General features: G+C 63.2%; 14 protein-coding genes. 8 read left to right on the top strand and 6 right to left on the bottom strand.

Annotated elements, in window-relative coordinates; genetic code table 11:
- Nucleotides 1–56: 56 nt before the first annotated feature.
- Both ACYU70_RS12175 and ACYU70_RS12170 read right to left on the bottom strand, forming a co-directional pair.
- A complete protein-coding gene (locus ACYU70_RS12175) occupies nucleotides 57–638 on the bottom strand; it encodes a redoxin domain-containing protein (protein WP_342299085.1) in 582 nt (193 codons plus the stop codon).
- Between the two features lie 43 nt (nucleotides 639–681).
- Nucleotides 682–1,365: a 4'-phosphopantetheinyl transferase superfamily protein gene (locus tag ACYU70_RS12170; protein ID WP_342299082.1), complete on the bottom strand. Its 684-nt coding sequence runs from the start codon at nucleotides 1,363–1,365 to the stop codon at nucleotides 682–684.
- A 192-nt stretch (nucleotides 1,366–1,557) separates the two neighbouring features.
- Between ACYU70_RS12170 and ACYU70_RS12165 the strand changes: the two genes are divergently transcribed.
- The 6 genes from ACYU70_RS12165 to ACYU70_RS12140 all read left to right on the top strand — a co-directional run bounded on the left by ACYU70_RS12165 (nucleotide 1,558) and on the right by ACYU70_RS12140 (nucleotide 10,514).
- A complete protein-coding gene (locus ACYU70_RS12165) occupies nucleotides 1,558–2,484 on the top strand; it encodes a WD40 repeat domain-containing protein (protein WP_342299080.1) in 927 nt (308 codons plus the stop codon).
- Nucleotides 2,485–2,579: 95 nt separating this feature from the next.
- Nucleotides 2,580–3,653 carry a DivIVA domain-containing protein gene (locus tag ACYU70_RS12160; protein ID WP_342299079.1) on the top strand — a complete coding sequence of 358 codons (1,074 nt, stop codon included), beginning with the start codon at nucleotides 2,580–2,582 and terminating at the stop codon, nucleotides 3,651–3,653.
- A gap of 161 nt (nucleotides 3,654–3,814) precedes the next feature.
- Nucleotides 3,815–4,180 carry a dihydroneopterin aldolase gene (gene folB / locus ACYU70_RS12155; protein WP_342299077.1) on the top strand — a complete coding sequence of 122 codons (366 nt, stop codon included), beginning with the start codon at nucleotides 3,815–3,817 and terminating at the stop codon, nucleotides 4,178–4,180.
- A gap of 226 nt (nucleotides 4,181–4,406) precedes the next feature.
- Nucleotides 4,407–4,832 (top strand): BlaI/MecI/CopY family transcriptional regulator, encoded by a 426-nt coding sequence (locus tag ACYU70_RS12150; protein WP_241937221.1) that lies wholly within the window; start codon nucleotides 4,407–4,409, stop codon nucleotides 4,830–4,832.
- Entirely contained in the window at nucleotides 4,819–7,746 is a 2,928-nt protein-coding gene (locus ACYU70_RS12145) for a M56 family metallopeptidase (RefSeq protein ID WP_342299075.1), read from the top strand. Before ACYU70_RS12150 ends, ACYU70_RS12145 begins: the two co-directional genes overlap by 14 nt.
- Before the next feature lie 209 nt (nucleotides 7,747–7,955).
- Nucleotides 7,956–10,514, top strand: a complete 2,559-nt coding sequence (locus tag ACYU70_RS12140) for a DUF5916 domain-containing protein (protein ID WP_460615995.1) — start codon at nucleotides 7,956–7,958, stop codon at nucleotides 10,512–10,514.
- A 4-nt stretch (nucleotides 10,515–10,518) separates the two neighbouring features.
- On the opposite strand, the gene ACYU70_RS12135 is transcribed toward ACYU70_RS12140, so the two are convergent.
- Nucleotides 10,519–11,703: a gluzincin family metallopeptidase gene (locus ACYU70_RS12135; protein ID WP_342299071.1), complete on the bottom strand. Its 1,185-nt coding sequence runs from the start codon at nucleotides 11,701–11,703 to the stop codon at nucleotides 10,519–10,521.
- Between the two features lie 421 nt (nucleotides 11,704–12,124).
- Here ACYU70_RS12135 and ACYU70_RS12130 point away from each other — a divergent pair, with 421 nt between their 5' ends.
- The gene (locus tag ACYU70_RS12130; RefSeq protein ID WP_342299069.1) at nucleotides 12,125–12,526 is read left to right on the top strand and encodes a hypothetical protein; all 402 of its coding nucleotides are present in this window, start codon (nucleotides 12,125–12,127) and stop codon (nucleotides 12,524–12,526) included.
- 15 nt (nucleotides 12,527–12,541) lie between these two features.
- On the opposite strand, the gene meaB is transcribed toward ACYU70_RS12130, so the two are convergent.
- Nucleotides 12,542–13,522, bottom strand: a complete 981-nt coding sequence (meaB, locus tag ACYU70_RS12125) for a methylmalonyl Co-A mutase-associated GTPase MeaB (protein ID WP_342299067.1) — start codon at nucleotides 13,520–13,522, stop codon at nucleotides 12,542–12,544.
- Nucleotides 13,523–13,609: 87 nt separating this feature from the next.
- Between meaB and ACYU70_RS12120 the strand changes: the two genes are divergently transcribed.
- Nucleotides 13,610–15,046 (top strand): DUF5723 family protein, encoded by a 1,437-nt coding sequence (locus tag ACYU70_RS12120; RefSeq protein ID WP_342299065.1) that lies wholly within the window; start codon nucleotides 13,610–13,612, stop codon nucleotides 15,044–15,046.
- A 175-nt stretch (nucleotides 15,047–15,221) separates the two neighbouring features.
- Here the strand turns inward: ACYU70_RS12120 and ACYU70_RS12115 are convergent, their stop codons facing one another.
- A complete protein-coding gene (locus tag ACYU70_RS12115) occupies nucleotides 15,222–16,328 on the bottom strand; it encodes a WD40 repeat domain-containing protein (RefSeq protein WP_342299062.1) in 1,107 nt (368 codons plus the stop codon).
- An 85-nt stretch (nucleotides 16,329–16,413) separates the two neighbouring features.
- The gene (locus tag ACYU70_RS12110) at nucleotides 16,414–17,700 is read right to left on the bottom strand and encodes a glycosyltransferase family 87 protein (RefSeq protein ID WP_342299060.1); all 1,287 of its coding nucleotides are present in this window, start codon (nucleotides 17,698–17,700) and stop codon (nucleotides 16,414–16,416) included.
- Between the last annotated feature and the right edge of the window lie 10 nt (nucleotides 17,701–17,710).

Below are 17,710 nucleotides of genomic sequence, written 5' to 3'. Positions count from 1 at the left end.
TGCGTATTATCGGGGCTTTCTGGTATAAAGACGTTTCTGGTTTTGACAGGGCGCTATTACCTCTTAATCAAGCAGCCGGCGGCACGCTTATCGGCCACGCCGGCAGGGCGACCAGCCAGCACGTTATCAAGCACCTGTTTCAAATAGGGCTGCTGCACACTGCCCGCCACCTGCGGGTTATCGTCAATCGCGCCTCGGTAGCGAATAGCGAAGCCGTTGCCAACCGGCTCCAGCACCACAGCCTCGGCGGTTTTGGTCACGCCGAGCAGGCCGGCCACCTGCTGGCTGGCATCGGTTAGGGTGGGCAGCTCGACTTCGCCGGGGGCGGCGGTGCCGGGCGCATCGAGGTTGATGGGCACATTGATGAACAAAAACTGCACGCCCCGGCTTCGGTAAGCGCTGCTGAGCGAGGCCAACCGCTCCTGATAGAGGCGGGAAAAGGCACAGGCCGGGTTCAGAAATACCACCACCACGGCTTTGTCCTTGGCGTAGCTTTTCAGGGCTACGTCGGCGTTGGCGGCAGTTTTCAGGGTGAAATCGGTGACGGTGCCGCCGGCCTGGGCGCGGGCCACGCCCACGGCGAGGGTCACGGCCAACAGGGCCACGGCGGTCAGAATAGAAATGCGACGGAAAGACATGGCGGTAAGGTAAGGCAAAACGGCGCGGCACAAGGGCTCGCGGCTACCCGGCGGGTTCGTGGCAATACGTAAGCACGTAGCCGGGCGCAGGTTGGGTATAGCAAATGCGGTGCCGCGTCTCAGCACCGTTCAGCATTAACGTAGCGGGGATTTCGCCGGATGCCTGCGGGCTAAATTCGTGAAGCAGCAGCTGTTGGCGGAAAATAATGCCGCGCTGGGCAGCTAGCTTGTACAAAGATTCTTTGGCGCTCCAGAGCAGGGTATAATGCGCGTCGGCGGCCGCATCGGCGGTGGCGGCGCGGGCGTGCGCCCACTCGTTTTCGGCCAGAAATTTTTTGCCCAGCCGCTGGGCTTTGTCGCGGATGAGTTCGATATCGACCCCAGCGCGGCCACCTTGTGCCAGCACCGCCGCCGCCCACTCACCGGAGTGCGACAATGACACCACCGTGTCGGCGGGCGCGCCGAGTAGCCAGGGGCGGCCGGTGGCATCGTTTTGCACCAGCGTTTCGGGCGGCAGGGGCGTGGGCAATTCTCCGAACAGCGCATGGGCCAGCCGGCGGCCCGCCAGCCATTGCGTCTGACGCTTCGCATCGGCCGTGGCGGGCAGTAGCGGCTGATAGGCCGCCGCGTGGGGCAGGTCCGTCCACAGGTCTTCGGGCGTTTCGGTGAGGTGCCAGAGGCCCAGCACGGCGGTAGGGGAGAGGCGCTGGATGGAGTGCAGGGGCATAGGAGTGGGGCGAGAGGCGGGGAGTGGGAAGCGTCTGTCATCCTGAGCGCAGCGAAGGAGCTTATCACGGCTGCTCCTGTTATAATTCAATCGGAGCAGCCGTGATAAGCTCCTTCGCTACGCTCAGGATGACAGATGGAGTCATTTTCAAGCAGCTCCACTTCTAAACAAAGCTACCTTTGCAGCACACTTATGTCCGAAATCTTCCGCCCGCTCGTTACCCGAATAGCCACCCTTGCCGGCCACCGCGATGCCGTGTACGCCCTCACGGGTGGCCCCGCCAGCCGCGTTTTCTCCGGCAGCGCCGATGGCATGGTGGTGGGCTGGGATGCCGCCGAACCGGAGCACGACGGCGAGCTGCTGGCCCGCGTCGAAAATTCGGTGTACGCTCTGCGCCACCTGCCGGAGCTGGATTTGCTGGTGCTGGGGCACAATTTCCAGGGAATTCAGGCTATCGATTTAAGCCAAAAGCAGCTGGCCCACGCCACGGCCCTGCCGCCGGTGGCCATCTTCGAAATCGTGTTTTCGCCCAGCCGCCAGCGGCTCTACGCGGGCCTGGCCGATGGCACGCTGGCCGTGCTGCGCCTGCCCGATTTCCGCCTCGAAAAGCTGCTGCGCATCACCGACAAAAGCCTGCGCACTTTGGTGCTGCACGAGGAGCGCGGCGAACTGGTTATCGGCAGTTCCGACCACCTGACCCGCGTGCTCGACCTGGATTCATTGGAAACCAAATTTACCCTCGGCGAGAGCACCAATTCGGTTTTCTCCGTGGCCTTTTCACCCGATGGCGCGCACCTGCTCACGGCCGGCCGCGATGCCCAGATTCGGCGCTGGGACGTGGCCAATGGCTACGCGCTGACTGACACCGTGCCGGCCCACATGTACACCATCAATCACTTGGCCTTTAGCCCCGATGGCCGCTACCTGGCCTCGTGCAGCCTCGATAAAAGCATCAAGCTCTGGGACGCGGCCACGCTCACGCTGCTGCGCGTGCTCGACCGCGCCCGCGCCGCCGGCCACGGCACGTCGGTGAACCGGCTGGTTTGGCCGGGCAACCAAAACCGGCTAGTTTCGTGTAGCGACGACCGCAGCCTGGCCGTTTGGGAATTGGGCGCGTAGCTGTGGACGGTTCTTTGTCAGTTTTCAGGGATAAAGATGCCTGATTCCTGCCTCTGATTTGGACTGCCTGCCACGAATAACTGACAACTGAAAAAATGAAACTCACCGCTCTCGATATCCGCCAGAAAACGTTTGAAAAATCCTTTCGAGGGGTTGATAAAGACGAGGTGCAGGCCTTCCTGACCACTATTTCGCAGCAGTGGGAGCGGCTGGGCGACGAAAACCGCGAGCTGCGCCTCAAACTTGAACATGCCCAGCACGACGTGCAGAAGATGCGCGAAGTGGAAAGCAGCCTCTACCGCACCCTCAAAACGGCCGAGGACACCGGTAACAACATCACCGAGCAGGCCCAGCGCGATGCCGACCTGCGCATCCGCGAAGCTCAGTTCCAGGCCGAAAGCATCCTGAGCGAAGCCCGCCAGCGCGCCCGCGAAGTGGTGGATGGCGCCTACCAGCAAGCCGAAAAAACCGTAGCCGACATGCAGCGTGAAGTGGGCGGCCTGGGTCAGGAGTGCCAGCGCCTGGAACAGCAGCTCGACGGCCTCGTGCGCGACCTGCATCACCTGGCATCCGATGCGCTGGATAAAGTGGAAAAAGCCCGCAACCGGCCCAAGGGCGGCACGGCGGCCATCCTTTCGCGGGCGGCCCGCGTACAGGTAGAGCGGCCCAAGGAAGCCGCCGCCGAACCCACGCCCGAAACCCCTTCCGCCATGCAAGTCACTTCTTCTTCCGCTGTTTCATCGGCTGCGGCTGTTACCGCCGCCACGCCTGCTGCCTTCGCGCCCACCTCGTTGGGCCGTGCCGAAGAAACCCTGGAGCGCACCGCCCAAACCACCGGCTACAACCCCAAGCCCGGCCAGCAGCCTGACCCCGGCGCGCCCGCCCAATCGCCGCACCCCGACATTGAGCGCCCTGCCGCTCCGGCCGAAAACCCCGGCATCTCGCCCGCCCCGCACATCGACCCGCCTGCGCCCTCGCAGGTACCCGAGCCCAACCCGCCCTATATCCAGCCGCCCTCGCCCGACATTCAGCCCGTGACGCCCAACCACCCCGAAATCGCGCAGCCCGAACCGGCCATTCATCCCGGCCAGCCGGGCATGGCGGCCGCTGCCACAACAGCCCCTGCAGAAGCTTCGGTAGCGGAAAAGTCGTTTTTCGATGAAATCTAGACCACGGATTAGTCGGATTGCTCGGATTTTGTAAATGTCATTTGAAGAAAGCCTGTCCTCGGATAGGCTTTCTTTTTTTATGCGCCGACCTTTGCGGCGGCACTGGCATAAGCGGCCTGGGCTCTCGTTTCTCTCTAATTCATCACCTCACACCTCACCACATGGGCCAAATCGCACTCGAAGGGCTGGAGTTTTTCGCCTTCCACGGCTACTATGATGAAGAGCAGAAAATCGGCAACAAATACGGCGTCGACCTCTACATCAAAACCGATTTGCTGGCCGCTGGCGAGTCGGATAAGCTGCAGCAGACGGTGAACTACGAAGTGCTATACCGCCTCGTGGCCGAGGAAATGCGTGCCCCCGCCCGCCTGCTGGAGCATGTGGCCCACCGCGTGCTCGACCGCATCACGGCCGAGCTGCCCGGCGTGCGCAAGGTGAAAATCAGCGTCAGCAAGTTCAACCCGCCACTGGGCGGTATCTGCCAGCGTGCCCGCGTCACGCTGGTGAAGCGACGGGAGAAGCAATAGGAATGTTCGAACGATGTAGAGACGCAACCCTTTGCGTATCCCATTGAACGATACCGGTCAAAATCAGACTTTGGATAAAAATTAATTCACTGTCATACAGTGGATTAGTCCCATCTAGTGCAGTTGTACGAAATTTTTCGTAGACATTTCTTGCAACTACGAAGGTGTTCGTATAATCTTTGTCTCATCCTACGAAATAATTCGTAGTAACCTCGTATCTTTCGACATGAGCAAAGCACCGCCCCCCAAACCTACGGATTCCGAGCTGGAAATCCTGCACGTGCTCTGGCAGCACGGCCCCGCTACCGTGCGGGCCATCAACGACCACCTGAGCCAGCGCCGTCAGGCGGAGGTGGGCTACACCACCACGCTCAAAATTCTGCAGCTGATGCTGGAAAAGGCGCTGGTGCGGCGCGACGATGCCGACCGCAGCCACGTGTACCGCGCTGCGGTGCGAGAGCAGGAAACCCAGGGCCTGCTCCTCGACAAGTTCGTGGACGCCACTTTCGGCGGCTCGGCCCTGAAGCTGGTGATGCAGGCCCTGGGCAGCCGCCAGACCTCGGCCGACGAATTGGCGCAAATCCGCCGCCTACTGAATGACATTGAAATCCAGAATTCCACCCCTAATTCCGACGACGATGACCACGCTTGAGCAATTCGTTTCGCCCGCCCTCACGCGGGCTCTGGGCTGGACCTTGCTGCATTCGCTGTGGCAGGGTGCGTTGGTAGCGGCCGTGCTGGCCGGGGCGCTGCTGCTGCTGCGCCGCCAGCGGGCCGAAGTGCGCTACGCGGCCTCGGCCGGGGCGCTGGGTGTGGTGGTGGCGCTGGCCGGCATCACGTTCGGGCTGTATTTTAATTCGAGCCCGGCGCAGGGCATTTTGCTGAGCCCCGGCACGGTGAAAACCCAACAAGTAGCGCCATTGAAGCAGGTTGAAACTCCAGCGGCGGGCGCTTCAGTAGCTCCAAAAGGAACGGACAAAACGGTGACAGTTGCTGCAAATACCACGTATTCGCGTCAGGCAGCGGCTACTGCCGGAAGTCCGGTTGTTCAGCCGGCCACGCCCAGTTGGTTGGCTACGGGCCTGCGGTATTTCGATAAGAACCTGCCGCTGCTGGTAGTGGCGTGGCTGCTGGGCCTGCTGGCCATGAGCCTGCGCATGCTGGGCGGCCTGCTGTATGTGCAGCGGCTGCGGAACTACCGGGTGCGCCCCCTGAGTGCCGTGTGGCAGGAGCGGCTGGCCGCGCTGGCCGTCCGCAGCGGCGTGAAGCGGCCAGTGGCGCTGCTGGAGTCGGCGCTGGTGCAGGTGCCGCTGGTAGTGGGCCACTTGCGGCCCGTGATTCTGCTGCCGCTGGGCACGGTGGCGGGCTTGTCGCCGGCTTGCTTGGAGGCCATTCTGGCACATGAGCTGGCCCATGTATTGCGCCGCGACTACCTCGTGAACTTGCTGCAAACCGTGGCCGAAGTGCTGTTTTTCTACCACCCAGCCGTGTGGTTTATGGCCAACTGCGTGCGCACCGAGCGCGAAAACTGCTGCGACGACACCGCCACGGCCCTCGTGGGTGGCGACCCGCTCAGGCTGGCCCGCGCCCTCACTGCCCTGGCCGAGTGGAGCCAGAGCGCCGTGGTACCCACCGCCCCACGCCTCGCCCTGGCCGCTATGAACCGGCCCGGGGCCCTGCTGATGCGGGTGCGCCGCCTGGTGCAGCGCCGCCCCGCCGCTCCCACCATGGCCGAAGGCCTGATGGCCGGCGCGCTGGTGCTGGGCGGGCTGGGCCTGCTGGGCGGCAGCGTGGCCCTGGCCGGCCCGCTGGCCGATAACAGCCACACCGCCAAACCCACCGCCTTCTACTGGCAAACCGGCCCCATACCGCCCGCCAAAGCCGCCGGCGTGGCCGATACCAACAAGCACGCCACCACCACGACCACAACCAACACGACAACCGCAACTTCGCCCGGCCAGCCCACCGAGGTGCGCCGCGAAATCACGGTTATCAAGGATGAAGCTGACCGAGCCGACGAGGCCTCGCAGAACGACGACGGCCGCCCCCCGCGCCAGCAGCGCCGCGTCATCATTAATGGTCAGGAAATGGGGCCGATGCCCTTCGCCGGCAATCCCGGCACGGTGGTGGTGACCAAGGACAAAAAGGGCCGCCTTACGGACCTCGTGGTGAACGGCCAGCGCGTGGAGTCGGCCATTGGCAAGCCCAAAAAGAGCAAGGGCGATAAAGGACAGCAGGTTGAAATCATCCAGATGGCTCCCTCTGCTGATATGCGGGCCTTTGCGTTCCGCACCGATGGCGGCGACATGGAGCGGCACATGGAGCGCAACATGAAGCGAAAAGTAGAGGCGGAGAAGGAATTCAACCGCAACTTCAACCGGAATTTCCAGTTCAATTTCCCGGACATGAGCGGGCCGATGGATAGGGCGTTTCGCGTGGTTCCCGATGGGTCGATAAACCGGGTGTACCGATTCAAAACCCTTAAAGACGGTCAGGACCCCGAAACCAGCCGCGCCGCCATCGACGCTCTGCGCGGAGCCGAGCGCGGCCTGCGCACCGCCGCTGCCACCAAGGGCCTGAGCGCCACCCAGCGCAAGGAAATCAACAAAGAGTTGGAGAAAGTGCGCGTTCAAATAAAGCAGGCCGAGAGCAACGCCTCCTCGGGCCGGCAGCTGCGCATGAACGGCGACCAGGACCCCGAAATGCGCGTGCATCAAAAGCTGATGCTGGAGCACAACCAGCTCATGCAGGAGAACCGGCAGGAAATGCAGGAGCGCCGGCAGGAAATCAAGGAGCGCATCCGGGAGTCGCAGGAGGAGCTGAGTGACATGGAGCAGAACCGCAACCAAACCGACCGGGACCGGGCAATGGCCGAACGGGACCGTGACCGCGCCGATTATGACCGCACCCAGGCCGAACATGACCGCCGCCAGGCCGACCGGGACCGTGCCCAGGCCGACCGCGACCGGGCCCGCGCCGACCGTGACCGCGACCGCGCCGAACGTGACCGCAAGCTCAACGAAGGCCTCATCGACCAGTTGCAGAAAGATGGCCTCATCAAGGACAAGGATAATTTCCAGCTGCGCCTTTCGCCCACCAGCATGGCGGTGAACGGCAAGGACCAGTCGGCCAAAGTGCGCGACAAGTACCTGAAGCTATACGCCGAAGCCAACGGCCGCTCGCTAAGTGGCAACGACGTGATGGTCATCCGCCGCAACGGCCGCAATGACTCCAGCTTCAACATGGGCCCCGGGCCGCGCCCGCCCCGGCCGCCGCGTGCCCCCCTGGCCCCGTTGGCCGCGCCGCCGGCCCCGCCGATGATGGATATGCCGGCCCCGCCCGCGCCCCCGGCCCCGCCCCGCGTCGACACGGAGGAGCTGCGGAATGAGCTGCGCAAGGACGGAATCCTCGGCGTCACCGAGAAAAACCTGCAGTTCCAGCTCAACAACTCGGGGCTGACGGTGAACGGCAAAAAGCAGTCGGACGAGCTGGCGGCCAAGTACCGCAAGCTCACTGGCCACGCTGAGGATAAGAAATTTAACATGACGATTTCGACCCAGGAATAGGGGCGAAGCGAGCACAAAAAAGCCGGTTTTCTAGCGGGAAACCGGCTTTTTTGTGCCCGATTATTTTCAACTCACCTGAAAAATTGCCTCGCTGCAAGCAACTCTTCCACCTCATCCAGCATCTCTTGGCCCCTCCGAAAGCTATTCTGTTTCGGACGAATATTATGCGTTGTTTTTTACTGCTTTGTTGGTTTAGTCTTTTTATCGGGGTGGCCCGGGCCCAGCAAGCGCCGGCGGCTGCACCCGCTGCTACCGATGCTGCCCGGCCCGCGCCAAAGCGCCAGCTCCAGGCCACGCGCATCAGTACCCCGCCCAAGCTCGATGGCCTGCTGGATGAGGCCGTGTGGCAGTCGGCCCCCATCGCCACCAATTTCTACGAGCTGGAGCCCACACCCGGCCCCATCGAAACCCACCCCACCGAAGTACGCGTGCTCTACGACGATGCCGCGATTTACGTGGGCGCCATTATGCACGATGTGTCGCAGGATTCCATTCTGCGGGAGCTGAGCAACCGGGATAATATCGGTAATTCGGACTGGTTTGGGGTATTTTTCGATACCTACAAAGACCATCTCAACGGCTACGAATTCATCGTGAGCTCGGGCGGGGTGCAGCTCGATGCCCGGCAGTCGCCCACCAACGGCGAGGACGGCTCCTGGAACGCCGTGTGGGACTCGCGCACCGCCCTGCGCGGCAACGACTGGATAGCCGAAATCCGCATTCCCTACTCTGCCATCCGTTTCAGCAAGGCCACGGAGCAGGTGTGGGGGCTGAATTTTGGCCGGCAGCGGCGCAGCTCCCGCCAGAAGTTTTTCTGGAATGAGGTGAAGCCGCAGGTGGACGGCTTCGTGAACCAGTGGGGCGAGCTCACCGGCCTGCGCGACCTCAAGCCGCCGCTGCGCCTCTCCCTCACGCCCTACGTCTCGGCCTACGTGAACCACTACCCCTACAACGAACAGGGCAAGCAAAACACCACCACCACCTTCAACGGCGGGGCCGACGTGAAGTGGGGCATCAACGAAAGCTTCACGCTGGATGCCACGCTGGTGCCCGATTTCGGCCAGGTGCAAAGCGACAACCAGGTGCTCAACCTCTCGCCTTTCGAGGTACAGTACAACGAAAACCGGGGCTTTTTCACCGAAGGCACCGAGCTGTTCAACAAGGGCGGCCTGTTCTATTCGCGGCGGGTGGGGGCGCAGCCGCTGGGCTTCGGCAACGTGGGCGGGCAGCTGCGCACCGGCACCACCGGCCGGGATGGCAAGCGCCAAGGCGGCGAGTTCATCGTGCAGAACCCCGGCATCACGCGCCTGCTGAACGCCACCAAAGTCTCGGGCCGCACCAGCAAGGGCCTCGGCGTGGGCATCTTCAACGCCGTGAGCAACGACGTGTACGCCACCGTGCAGGACAGCACCACCGGCCAGCGGCGCGACATCCTCACCCAGCCGCTTAGCAACTACAACATCGTAGTGCTCGACCAGAGCCTCAAAAACAACTCCTATGTGAGCCTCATCAACACCAACGTGACCCGGGCCGGCAGCACCTACGACGCCAACGTGACCGGCGGCCTCTTCCGCTTCGCCACCAAGGCCAATACCTACGCCCTCGACGGCCGCGTGATGTACTCCCGCCGCCGCGGCAATGCCTTCGGCACCACCGACGAAATCGACGACCAGAACGGCTACAAATACTACCTGGCCTTCAACAAAATCTCGGGCAATTTCACCTGGGGCCTCGACCACGGCATCGAGTCGCACAGCTACAACCCCAACGACCTCGGCCTGCTCTTCGCCAACAACAACATCTCGCAGTCGCTCTACGCCAACTACAACATCTACAAGCCCTTTTGGAAGGTCAATAAGCTCAGTACCTACGCCAGTGCCTCGTATTCGCGCTTAGAGCAGCCCAACCTCTACCAGGACATGGGCCTGTACCTGGGCGGCAACACCACCTTCACCAAAAACTTCCTCACCACCGGCATCAACCTCGATGCCAATCCGCTCACCCGCGACTACTTCGACCCGCGTCGCGCGCCGCTCGGCAAATACTACGTGCGCAAGCCCGCTACCTTCGGCCTGAACGGCTTTTTCTCCTCCGACTACCGCAAGAAATTCGCCTGGGATATCAACTACAGCACCCGGCATTTTGCCGCCGACGGCGACCGCACCGGCCGCAGCAGCTACTCCCTCACGCTCGGGCCGCGCTACCGCGTCAGCAACCAGCTCAGCTTCGTCTATTCCATCGGCTACGCCATTGCCCGCAACCAGATTGGCTACGCCGGCGGCCTCGACAGCAGCCTGCCCTACGACAACGACTTCCTCACCCGCTTCGGCGGCTCCGATGGCGACGTGCTCCTCGGCCGCCGCCACGTCACCACCTTCACCAACACCGCCACGGGCACCTACACCTTCACCAACCGCATGTCGTTCAACATCCGCCTGCGGCACTACGTGAGCAACGTGCACTACCGCGACTTCTCCCGCCTGCACCCCGACGGCCTCGAAACCCCCGAACCCGCCTACACCCGCAACCGCGACAATACCTTCAACGCCTTCAACATCGACGCCGTTTATTCCTGGTGGTTCGCGCCCGGCTCCCAGGTCAGCATCGTCTGGAAAAACGCCGGTGCCTCCTTCTTCGAGGCCAATGCCGCCACCCCGCTCTACTTCGATAACCTGAGCAACACCATCAACACCCCGCACAATAACTCGGTGTCGATAAAAGTGCTGTATTACTTGGATTACCTGGCCCTGCGCCCCCGGCGGGGATAAGAGGCTACCGTTGCAGCTTCGCCAGCAGCCATGCCCGCGTATCCGACCCGACGGTTTGGGCCACCACGTCTAGAAATGCGGCTGTTGTGCTGACCTGTCGGGCCGCTGTGGCCGCCAGCACGGCCACGAATGGCCCAGTGCCGAGGCGGGCGTGCAGAGCCGCCAGCAGCACCGTGCCCTTGTCGTAGATGACGCGGCGGTACATCGGGTAGTCGTATTTGGTGCGGTCGAACCCCAGCAGGGGCGGGGTGCCAACGGCGGTTTTGGCGCGCTTGGCCAGCTCCAGGCGGTAGCCGGCGGTGTCGCCGCTGGCCTGCAGATAGAGAAGGCTCGAATACGTAGCAAAGGCCTCGTTCAGCCAGTCGTTTTCGTCGTGCACCGAGCCGTAGCCCCACCACTTGTGGCTGATTTCATGGGCTAGAATCAGTAAATCGCCCCGGTCGGCCGTGTTAAATTCTGAATAGGTAATAACCGTGGCATTGGCCAGCAACCCAAAGGCATCGCGGTTGGTACCCGGCAGCAACACCCGGAACGCCCTGATTGAATCCTGCTGCCCAATGGTGCGGTTGTAGAAGCCGATAATGCCCGCCGCCTGGTGCAGCAGCACCGAATCGGGCCGTCCTAGTGCCGGGCCCGCCTTGACCACGCCCACCAACGGCCGCGCCGCCGCCTGCGCCCGCGCAAAGTGCTGCCCCACCAGCGCCGTAATCTCAATGGCGCTGGTGCGCCCCCGAAATGCCCAGTGCCCCGGGCGCTGTCGGCGTGGGGCCGTGGTGCTCAGCACCTGATAGCCGGGCGGGGTGCGCACATCCAGCGTGTAGCGCACCGGCTCATATTCGCGTAAGGGCCGAAACGGCAGCCAGCCGCTGTGCCCGCTAAACTCCAGCACCTGCGCCGTGAAAAACTTCTCGGTAAGCACCCCGGAATACGTGAGCGTGATGCGCCGGGCCTGGTGGCTACGGGCCGCGTAGCGCACCTGCACGCATTGCAGCGTATCGCCGAAGAAGGGGTAATACACCCGCGCCACGCGCTGCTGTTGGGCCCGCGGGGCCTGCACGCGTGCAATGCGAAAGCGGCGGTCCAGATTGAGGGCCAAGGTGGTGGCGGTGTCGCCGGCCGGTACGGTCAGGGTGTAGCGGCAGGTGAAGGCGTGCGCGTCGGGCATCACCCGCACTTGTAGCCGAACCACGGGTTCTAGCTGGCGGGCTCGTATGCTGCTGAATGAAATTAGAAAAAGCAGCAGCAGGAAACACTTCATTGAGCGGTAGAAAAGCAGTAGGAAAGGCTCGAAAGCTACGGAGAATCAAAGTTAGCCTCCTGTCAGATAGGCTAAAAAGAGCCCCGACTGATGCTGATAAATTGGCTTAGTAAAACGACATCATGTGGCGATTCAACAACTGCCGTTCAGAAGTGGACACTTGCCCGGCTGTGAACAGGTTTTTACACCCTTAATCAGTGATTGTTGTAGATATAATGCTGGTTGATAATCATTTAAAAATATGGCACGGCGATGGAATCTACCCAATTACCCCCGGCCCACAACCGCTCAAAACCGGACACTCGCCAGGGACAAACCACTTCCATCACCCACCTTTTTTCGCTTGTTGATTATGAACCTCTCCGCCCACCTCCGCCCCGCCATTTTCGTCCTGGCCACCGTGACCAGCTTCGCCGCCCAGGCCCAGCAGCCCCAGCCCGTGCAGGTCACCCAGCCCGATGCCGCCAGCCTGCGCGTCCGCATCTACAATTCCTCCACGCGGCCCATCGCTATGCAGGTCGAAAACCTCAGCACCGCCACCCTCATCCTCAACGAAACCCACCGCCTGCCCGCCTACGGCACCCTGCTCAAGTTCAACACCCTGCCCAGCGGCCGCTACGCCCTCACCCTCCGCGTCGGCCCCGACCGCTACCGCTACACCATCCAGGTCGACAACAAAGCCCCCGGCGCGGCCACCATCGCCGTGCGCGAAACCACCACGCACCGCGTCGAAAACGGCCTGGCTGCCCTCTAAGCCGGCCGGCAACAGCTACAGCCCCAGCAACTCCTCGGCCGCCGCGAAGGGCGTGAGCCCGCCGGCGGCCACCGCCGCCTGCACCGCTGGCAGCCGCGCCCGCACCTTCGGGTCATTATAAAACCGCGATTCCAGCGCCTGCACAATGCTTTGGTGCAGCCATTGCAACTGCTGCTGCTGTCGCCGCTGCCCGAAATAGCCACTGGCCCGGGTAGCGGCGGCATAGTTTTCGATGACCTCCCACACCGCCCCGATGCCCGTGCCATCCACCGCCGAGGTGAGCAGCACCGGCACCACCTGTCCCGAGGGCGGCGTCGGAAACAGGTGCAGCGCACTCTGGTAATCGAGGCGGGCGCGGCGGGCGGCCTGCTCGTTGCCGTGGTCGGCCTTGGTGATGCACAGCGCATCGGCCATTTCCATAATGCCGCGCTTCACGCCCTGCAATTCGTCGCCGGCCCCGGCCAGCATCAGCAGCAGGAAGAAATCGACCAGCCCATGCACCGTCGTTTCCGACTGCCCCACGCCCACCGTCTCCACGATAATCACGTCGTGGCCCGCCGCTTCGCATAGTAGCAAGGCCTCGCGCGTGGCCCGCGCCACCCCGCCCAGGCTGCTGCCGGCGGGGGAGGGACGGATGAACGCCGCCGGCTGGGCCGAGAGCCAGGGCATCCGCGTCTTGTCGCCCAGAATGCTGCCGCCGCCGCGCTGGCTGCTGGGGTCCACGGCCAGCACGGCCAGTTTCAGGCCTTTGGTTTCGACCAGATACCGCCCCAATGCCTCGATAAACGTGCTTTTGCCCACGCCCGGCACGCCCGTGATGCCCACCCGCAGGCTGCGTCCGGTATCCGGCAGCACGGCCTGCAACACCTCCTGCGCCAGGGCGTGGTCGCTGGGCAGCGTGCTTTCGACGAGGGTGATGGCCCGGCCCAGCACCGTGCGGGAGCCGGCCCGGATGCCAGCGGCGTACTCGGCGGCAGAAAGGCGTTTGGGAGGCAATGTTTGGGCGGTTGGCGTTAGCTTGCGGATGGTTTTTGGCGGGGGCATATCCCGCTGCAAACTAACCACCCCTTAGCGCATTTCTGCATGAAAGTCCCTTACCGCCTCTTATCGCTGGCCGCCGGGCTGGCCCTGCCCGCCACCGCCTTCGCCCAAAACGAGCTCAGCAACTTCTCGGCCACGGGCCGGGGCGGCGTCATCAACACCTTCGCCACCGACTACCAGGCCATCGGCATCAACCCCGCCAACCTAGGCCGCAACACCAACTTCCGCGTGGCCTTCACCATCGGCGAAGTGGGGGCGGGCATCGGCTCGCAGTCGCTGAGCAAAACCACCTTCAAGCACATCCTCTACGACGGCAAGCAGAGCATCGGGGCCGCCGAAAAAGCCACGCTGGTCACCCAGCTCAGCGGCGACAACGTGCTGAACTTTAACGTCGACACCAACCTCTTCGGCTTTGCCGTGACGCTGCCCAACGGCCTGGGCGGCTTGGCCTTCAGCAGCCGGCAGCGCGTGGGCGGCCACCTCGCCCTCAACCGCAACGCCGCCGATATCATCATCAACGGCCAGAACGCCGATGTGGTGAAAAAGTATTACCCCACGCCCAACACCAGCGGCACGCCCACGCCCACGGCCGCCAACGCGCCCCTCATCTCCACCGTGCTGGATGGCACCAGCATCCAGGCGGCCGTGACCAACGAGTTTAATGTGGCCTACGGCATTCAGGTGTACCATAATGACGGTCTGAAACTGTCATTAGGCGCGGGCTACCGCTACATTCAGGGCATCGGCATCGCCGATATCCGGGTGAGCGGCGGGAGTTTGACGGCCTACACGTCGCTTTCGCCAGTGTTCGATGTGAACTACGGCGCGCTGGCCACCAATGCTTCTAACTTCAACTACGAGTCGGGCTCGGGCCTGAAACCCGTGGGCCACGGCAACGGCTTCGACGCCGGCGTATCGGCTGAAATCGGCAAAATCTTCCGCTTCGGCGCTTCGGTGACTGATATGGGCTCGATGACCTGGACCGGCAACGTGCTCGAAGCCTCCGACCAGAAGCTCCAGCAAACCGCCTCTACCGGCGTGCAGACCTACAACGTGCTCAAGGAAATCAGCTCGCAGTTCGATACCGACAAGCAAAACCTGTTCACCTACACCACGGCCAAAGAGCGCACGGCCGCCCTGCCCGCCAAGCTGCGCCTGGGTGGCGGCATCCGCATCAACAAGTTCTTCGAAGCCGGCCTCGACGTAACTGCGCCCCTCAACAAAGTGGCCGGCAACCTCACCACCACCTTCATGGGCCTCGGCGTCGATTACAAGCCCCTAAACTGGCTGAAACTGAGCAGCGGCTTCACCACCGGCGCGGGCTATGGCAAGAGCCTGCCACTGGGTCTCACCTTCGTGTCGCCCCTCTGGGAAGCCGGCATCAGCACCCGCGACGTGGTGGGCCTGCTCAGCGAAGACTCGCCGTATAGCTCGGTGGCCTTCGGCTTACTGCGCTTCAAGATTGGCGGTTCGGAGTAGGCCGCCTGTCATTGCGAGGAGGCACGACGACGCAATCCGTCCTGTCAAAACCAGACTCTTTCTTATACCAGAAAGCCCCGGCACTGCACAGTGCCGGGGCTTTTCACATTATTAGGGCTTATCATATTGTACAGGACGGATTGCTTCGTCGTGCCTCCTCGCAATGACAAAATCTCTAATTCGGCACCACTACAAACGCCGGCAAACCCAGCTTGCTGCGGCGGCCGCCGAGTTTCAGGCCTTCGTCCACGTACTTGCAGTCCTTGCCGGCCACGTTGGGCTGCTCGATAACGCCGAGGTTGGGGTTGTCCTCGCGGGCCACGTAGATGCGGCCATCCGGCCCGAGCTGGAGCGCGCCGATTTTGCGGTTGGCCGACTTGCCCACCAGCACCGGCGGGCTGGCTTTCTTCGCCAAATCAAACTGCCAAATCTGGGTTTCGCCGCCGCCCAGGCCGTTGCAGGTGCCATATAAGAACTTGCCATCGGGCGAAAACTCAACCCCATACGCCTCGGCATAAGGCCCAAAACCGCGCGGGTTGCTGACCTTGCCCGTATTGCGGTCGAAATCGTAAATCTCGAATTTGTTGGTTTCCTTCCACAGTGCGGCGGCCAGATGCTTGCCATCGGGCGAAAACTTGAGCGCGCCGATGGCGTTGCGGCCGGGGCCGGCGTTCATGCTGCCCACGTTGCTCATCAGCGGCTTGGCCGATACGCCATCGGCCGTGACGAGGTAGCTCACGAAGGCGTTGGAATTCCAGCGGTGGGCCACTACCCAGGTATCGCGGCCGTTGGCGTGGCGCACGGCGGCCAGCTTTTCGGCTACCGGCTGGATTAGCAGCAGATTCACCCGGGGCAGGTCGCCGAAGCCGTCGGCACGGGTCATGTCCACTATCGAGTAGCGCAGGCCGTTGGGCGTGCCCTGCGGCGCTACCGTGAAGATGTAGAAGATGTTGCCCGAGCCGGGGTCGGGCACGATGAGGGCCGACTGGGTGCTGCTGCCGCTGCCCATCAGCTTGTGGCCGTTGGGCATGGGCTGGTGCTTGCGGTTCCACACGGTTTCGCCATTGGTGTAGAAGAGCAGTTCGCCCTTGGCGGTGGTGGCCACGGCGCAGCCCTCGTAGGTGCTCATCTTGCCGTCGTTCAGCGGTTTGGGCGTGTTGCCATCGGCAAAGGTGAGGCCGGCCTGCTGGCCGAAATACCAGATGTCGGTGGGGCGCTGGGCGCGGGCCGTGAGGGTGAGCAGCAGCGGCAGCAGGGCGAGAAAAAGGCGTTTTGAGCGCATTTGTTTGATAAGTAGTTCGCGGGGTTAACGAAAAAATCGGGCCAATTGGTCTACCTAACTGCCCGGGCCGATGAGCGGTGCCCGATTATGCGCGTACCGGCCCCAGCGGGCGCGGCCCCAGCACCAGCAGGTACAGCAGTAGGCCCAGCGTGGCCAGCGGCAGCGTGAAGTAGAGTAGATGCAACGCCATAGGCTGCCCCAGCCGGTCCAATAGGCCATTAATGGGCAGAAAAAACGGCACCGTCAGCGCTAGCAGTCCCGCCTGCACCCGCCCCGGAAAGGCCCGTCCATAGGCCAGCAGCGGCAGCAGCAGCAGGGCATCATATACTACATGGTAGGTGAAAAGCAGGCCCAGCAAATGCAGCAGCAGCAGCGCGTAGAGCCCATCCAGCGAGTGGCCAGCCCGCCGCAGGCCCCAGAGCCGGACCAGCACCAGTCCCGCCAGCCCCAGCCCCGCCAGTCCGGCCCAACGGTGCCCGCCGGGCCGCAGAAACTCCAGCAGGTTGCGCAGTTCAAATTGCAGAATCATGCCCCGGCCCAGCGGGTAGCCGGGCTGCGTGGGGCGCACCACGTCGGCCTGCACGAAATCGAGCAGGTGGCGGTAGCTGGCCAGGCTAGATGCCGGGTCAGCCGCCCAAAACCAAAACAACGCCAGCATTACCGCGCCCACGGCCCCGCCCAACACGATGCTGCGCCAGCGCTTCTCCAACAGAAATAACCCAATGAAAGGCAGCGCCACGGTGATTTTGAATGCGGCCAGCCCTAGCAGCACCCCGGCCAGCGTGCGGCGTCCCGCACCAGCGGCCCACCAAGCCCCGGTGGCCAGCGCCAAGGCCATAAAAGTATTCTGCCCGTTGATGAGGGCCACCACGGTAGCTTTCAGGGCCAGAGCCGTGAGGAGCAGGTCGGCGGTGGTGAGCGGCGGGGCGTTGAGGCGCGCCAGGGCGCGCTGAGTGGCGTAGCAGGCCGCTAGCAGGGCCAGGAGCACCACGCCGTACCACAGCGGCCAAGCCAGGCTGTAGGGCAGGGCACCAAGCAGTATGCCCAGCCAGGCCGCTGCCCAGGGCGGGTAGATAAACGCTTGGTCGGGCAGACCGGGCGTGCTGTGCGAAACCAGGTTTTCGTCGGCCACAATGCGCCGCCAGCTTTCCCGAATGTCGCGGTCCTGGTAAGGGTCGAGGCCGTGGCGCAGGGCCCACTGGCCCACGTAGGCCGGGCGGAAATCCACCGGCCGGTCGGGGCCGAAGTGCACGCTGCTGAGCTTGGTGAGGTTGGCCGCGGCCACTAGGGCGAGCACCAGCACCAGCCCCGGCGGCAGGGTAAACCAGCGCCGCGCCGCCCGCCCGGCCCTGTGAGTAACGGAAGGATTCATGCAAAAAGCG

Source organism: Hymenobacter segetis, assembly GCF_054776495.1.
Note: the sequence above shows the minus strand (reverse complement) of the source record. Positions and strands in the feature narration are given on the sequence as shown.

Bases quoted from the DNA above. Each gene is read 5' to 3' on its own strand.
- ACYU70_RS12145 (WP_342299075.1), top strand. From the start codon at position 4,819: ATGACCACGCTTGAGCAATTCGTTTCGCCCGCCCTCACGCGGGCTCTG.
- ACYU70_RS12150 (WP_241937221.1), top strand. From the start codon at position 4,407: ATGAGCAAAGCACCGCCCCCCAAACCTACGGATTCCGAGCTGGAAATC.
- ACYU70_RS12115 (WP_342299062.1), bottom strand. From the start codon at position 16,328: ATGCGCTCAAAACGCCTTTTTCTCGCCCTGCTGCCGCTGCTGCTCACC.
- ACYU70_RS12160 (WP_342299079.1), top strand. From the start codon at position 2,580: ATGAAACTCACCGCTCTCGATATCCGCCAGAAAACGTTTGAAAAATCC.
- ACYU70_RS12110 (WP_342299060.1), bottom strand. From the start codon at position 17,700: ATGAATCCTTCCGTTACTCACAGGGCCGGGCGGGCGGCGCGGCGCTGG.
- folB (WP_342299077.1), top strand. From the start codon at position 3,815: ATGGGCCAAATCGCACTCGAAGGGCTGGAGTTTTTCGCCTTCCACGGC.
- ACYU70_RS12165 (WP_342299080.1), top strand. From the start codon at position 1,558: ATGTCCGAAATCTTCCGCCCGCTCGTTACCCGAATAGCCACCCTTGCC.
- ACYU70_RS12175 (WP_342299085.1), bottom strand. From the start codon at position 638: ATGTCTTTCCGTCGCATTTCTATTCTGACCGCCGTGGCCCTGTTGGCC.
- ACYU70_RS12130 (WP_342299069.1), top strand. From the start codon at position 12,125: ATGAACCTCTCCGCCCACCTCCGCCCCGCCATTTTCGTCCTGGCCACC.
- ACYU70_RS12170 (WP_342299082.1), bottom strand. From the start codon at position 1,365: ATGCCCCTGCACTCCATCCAGCGCCTCTCCCCTACCGCCGTGCTGGGC.
- ACYU70_RS12120 (WP_342299065.1), top strand. From the start codon at position 13,610: ATGAAAGTCCCTTACCGCCTCTTATCGCTGGCCGCCGGGCTGGCCCTG.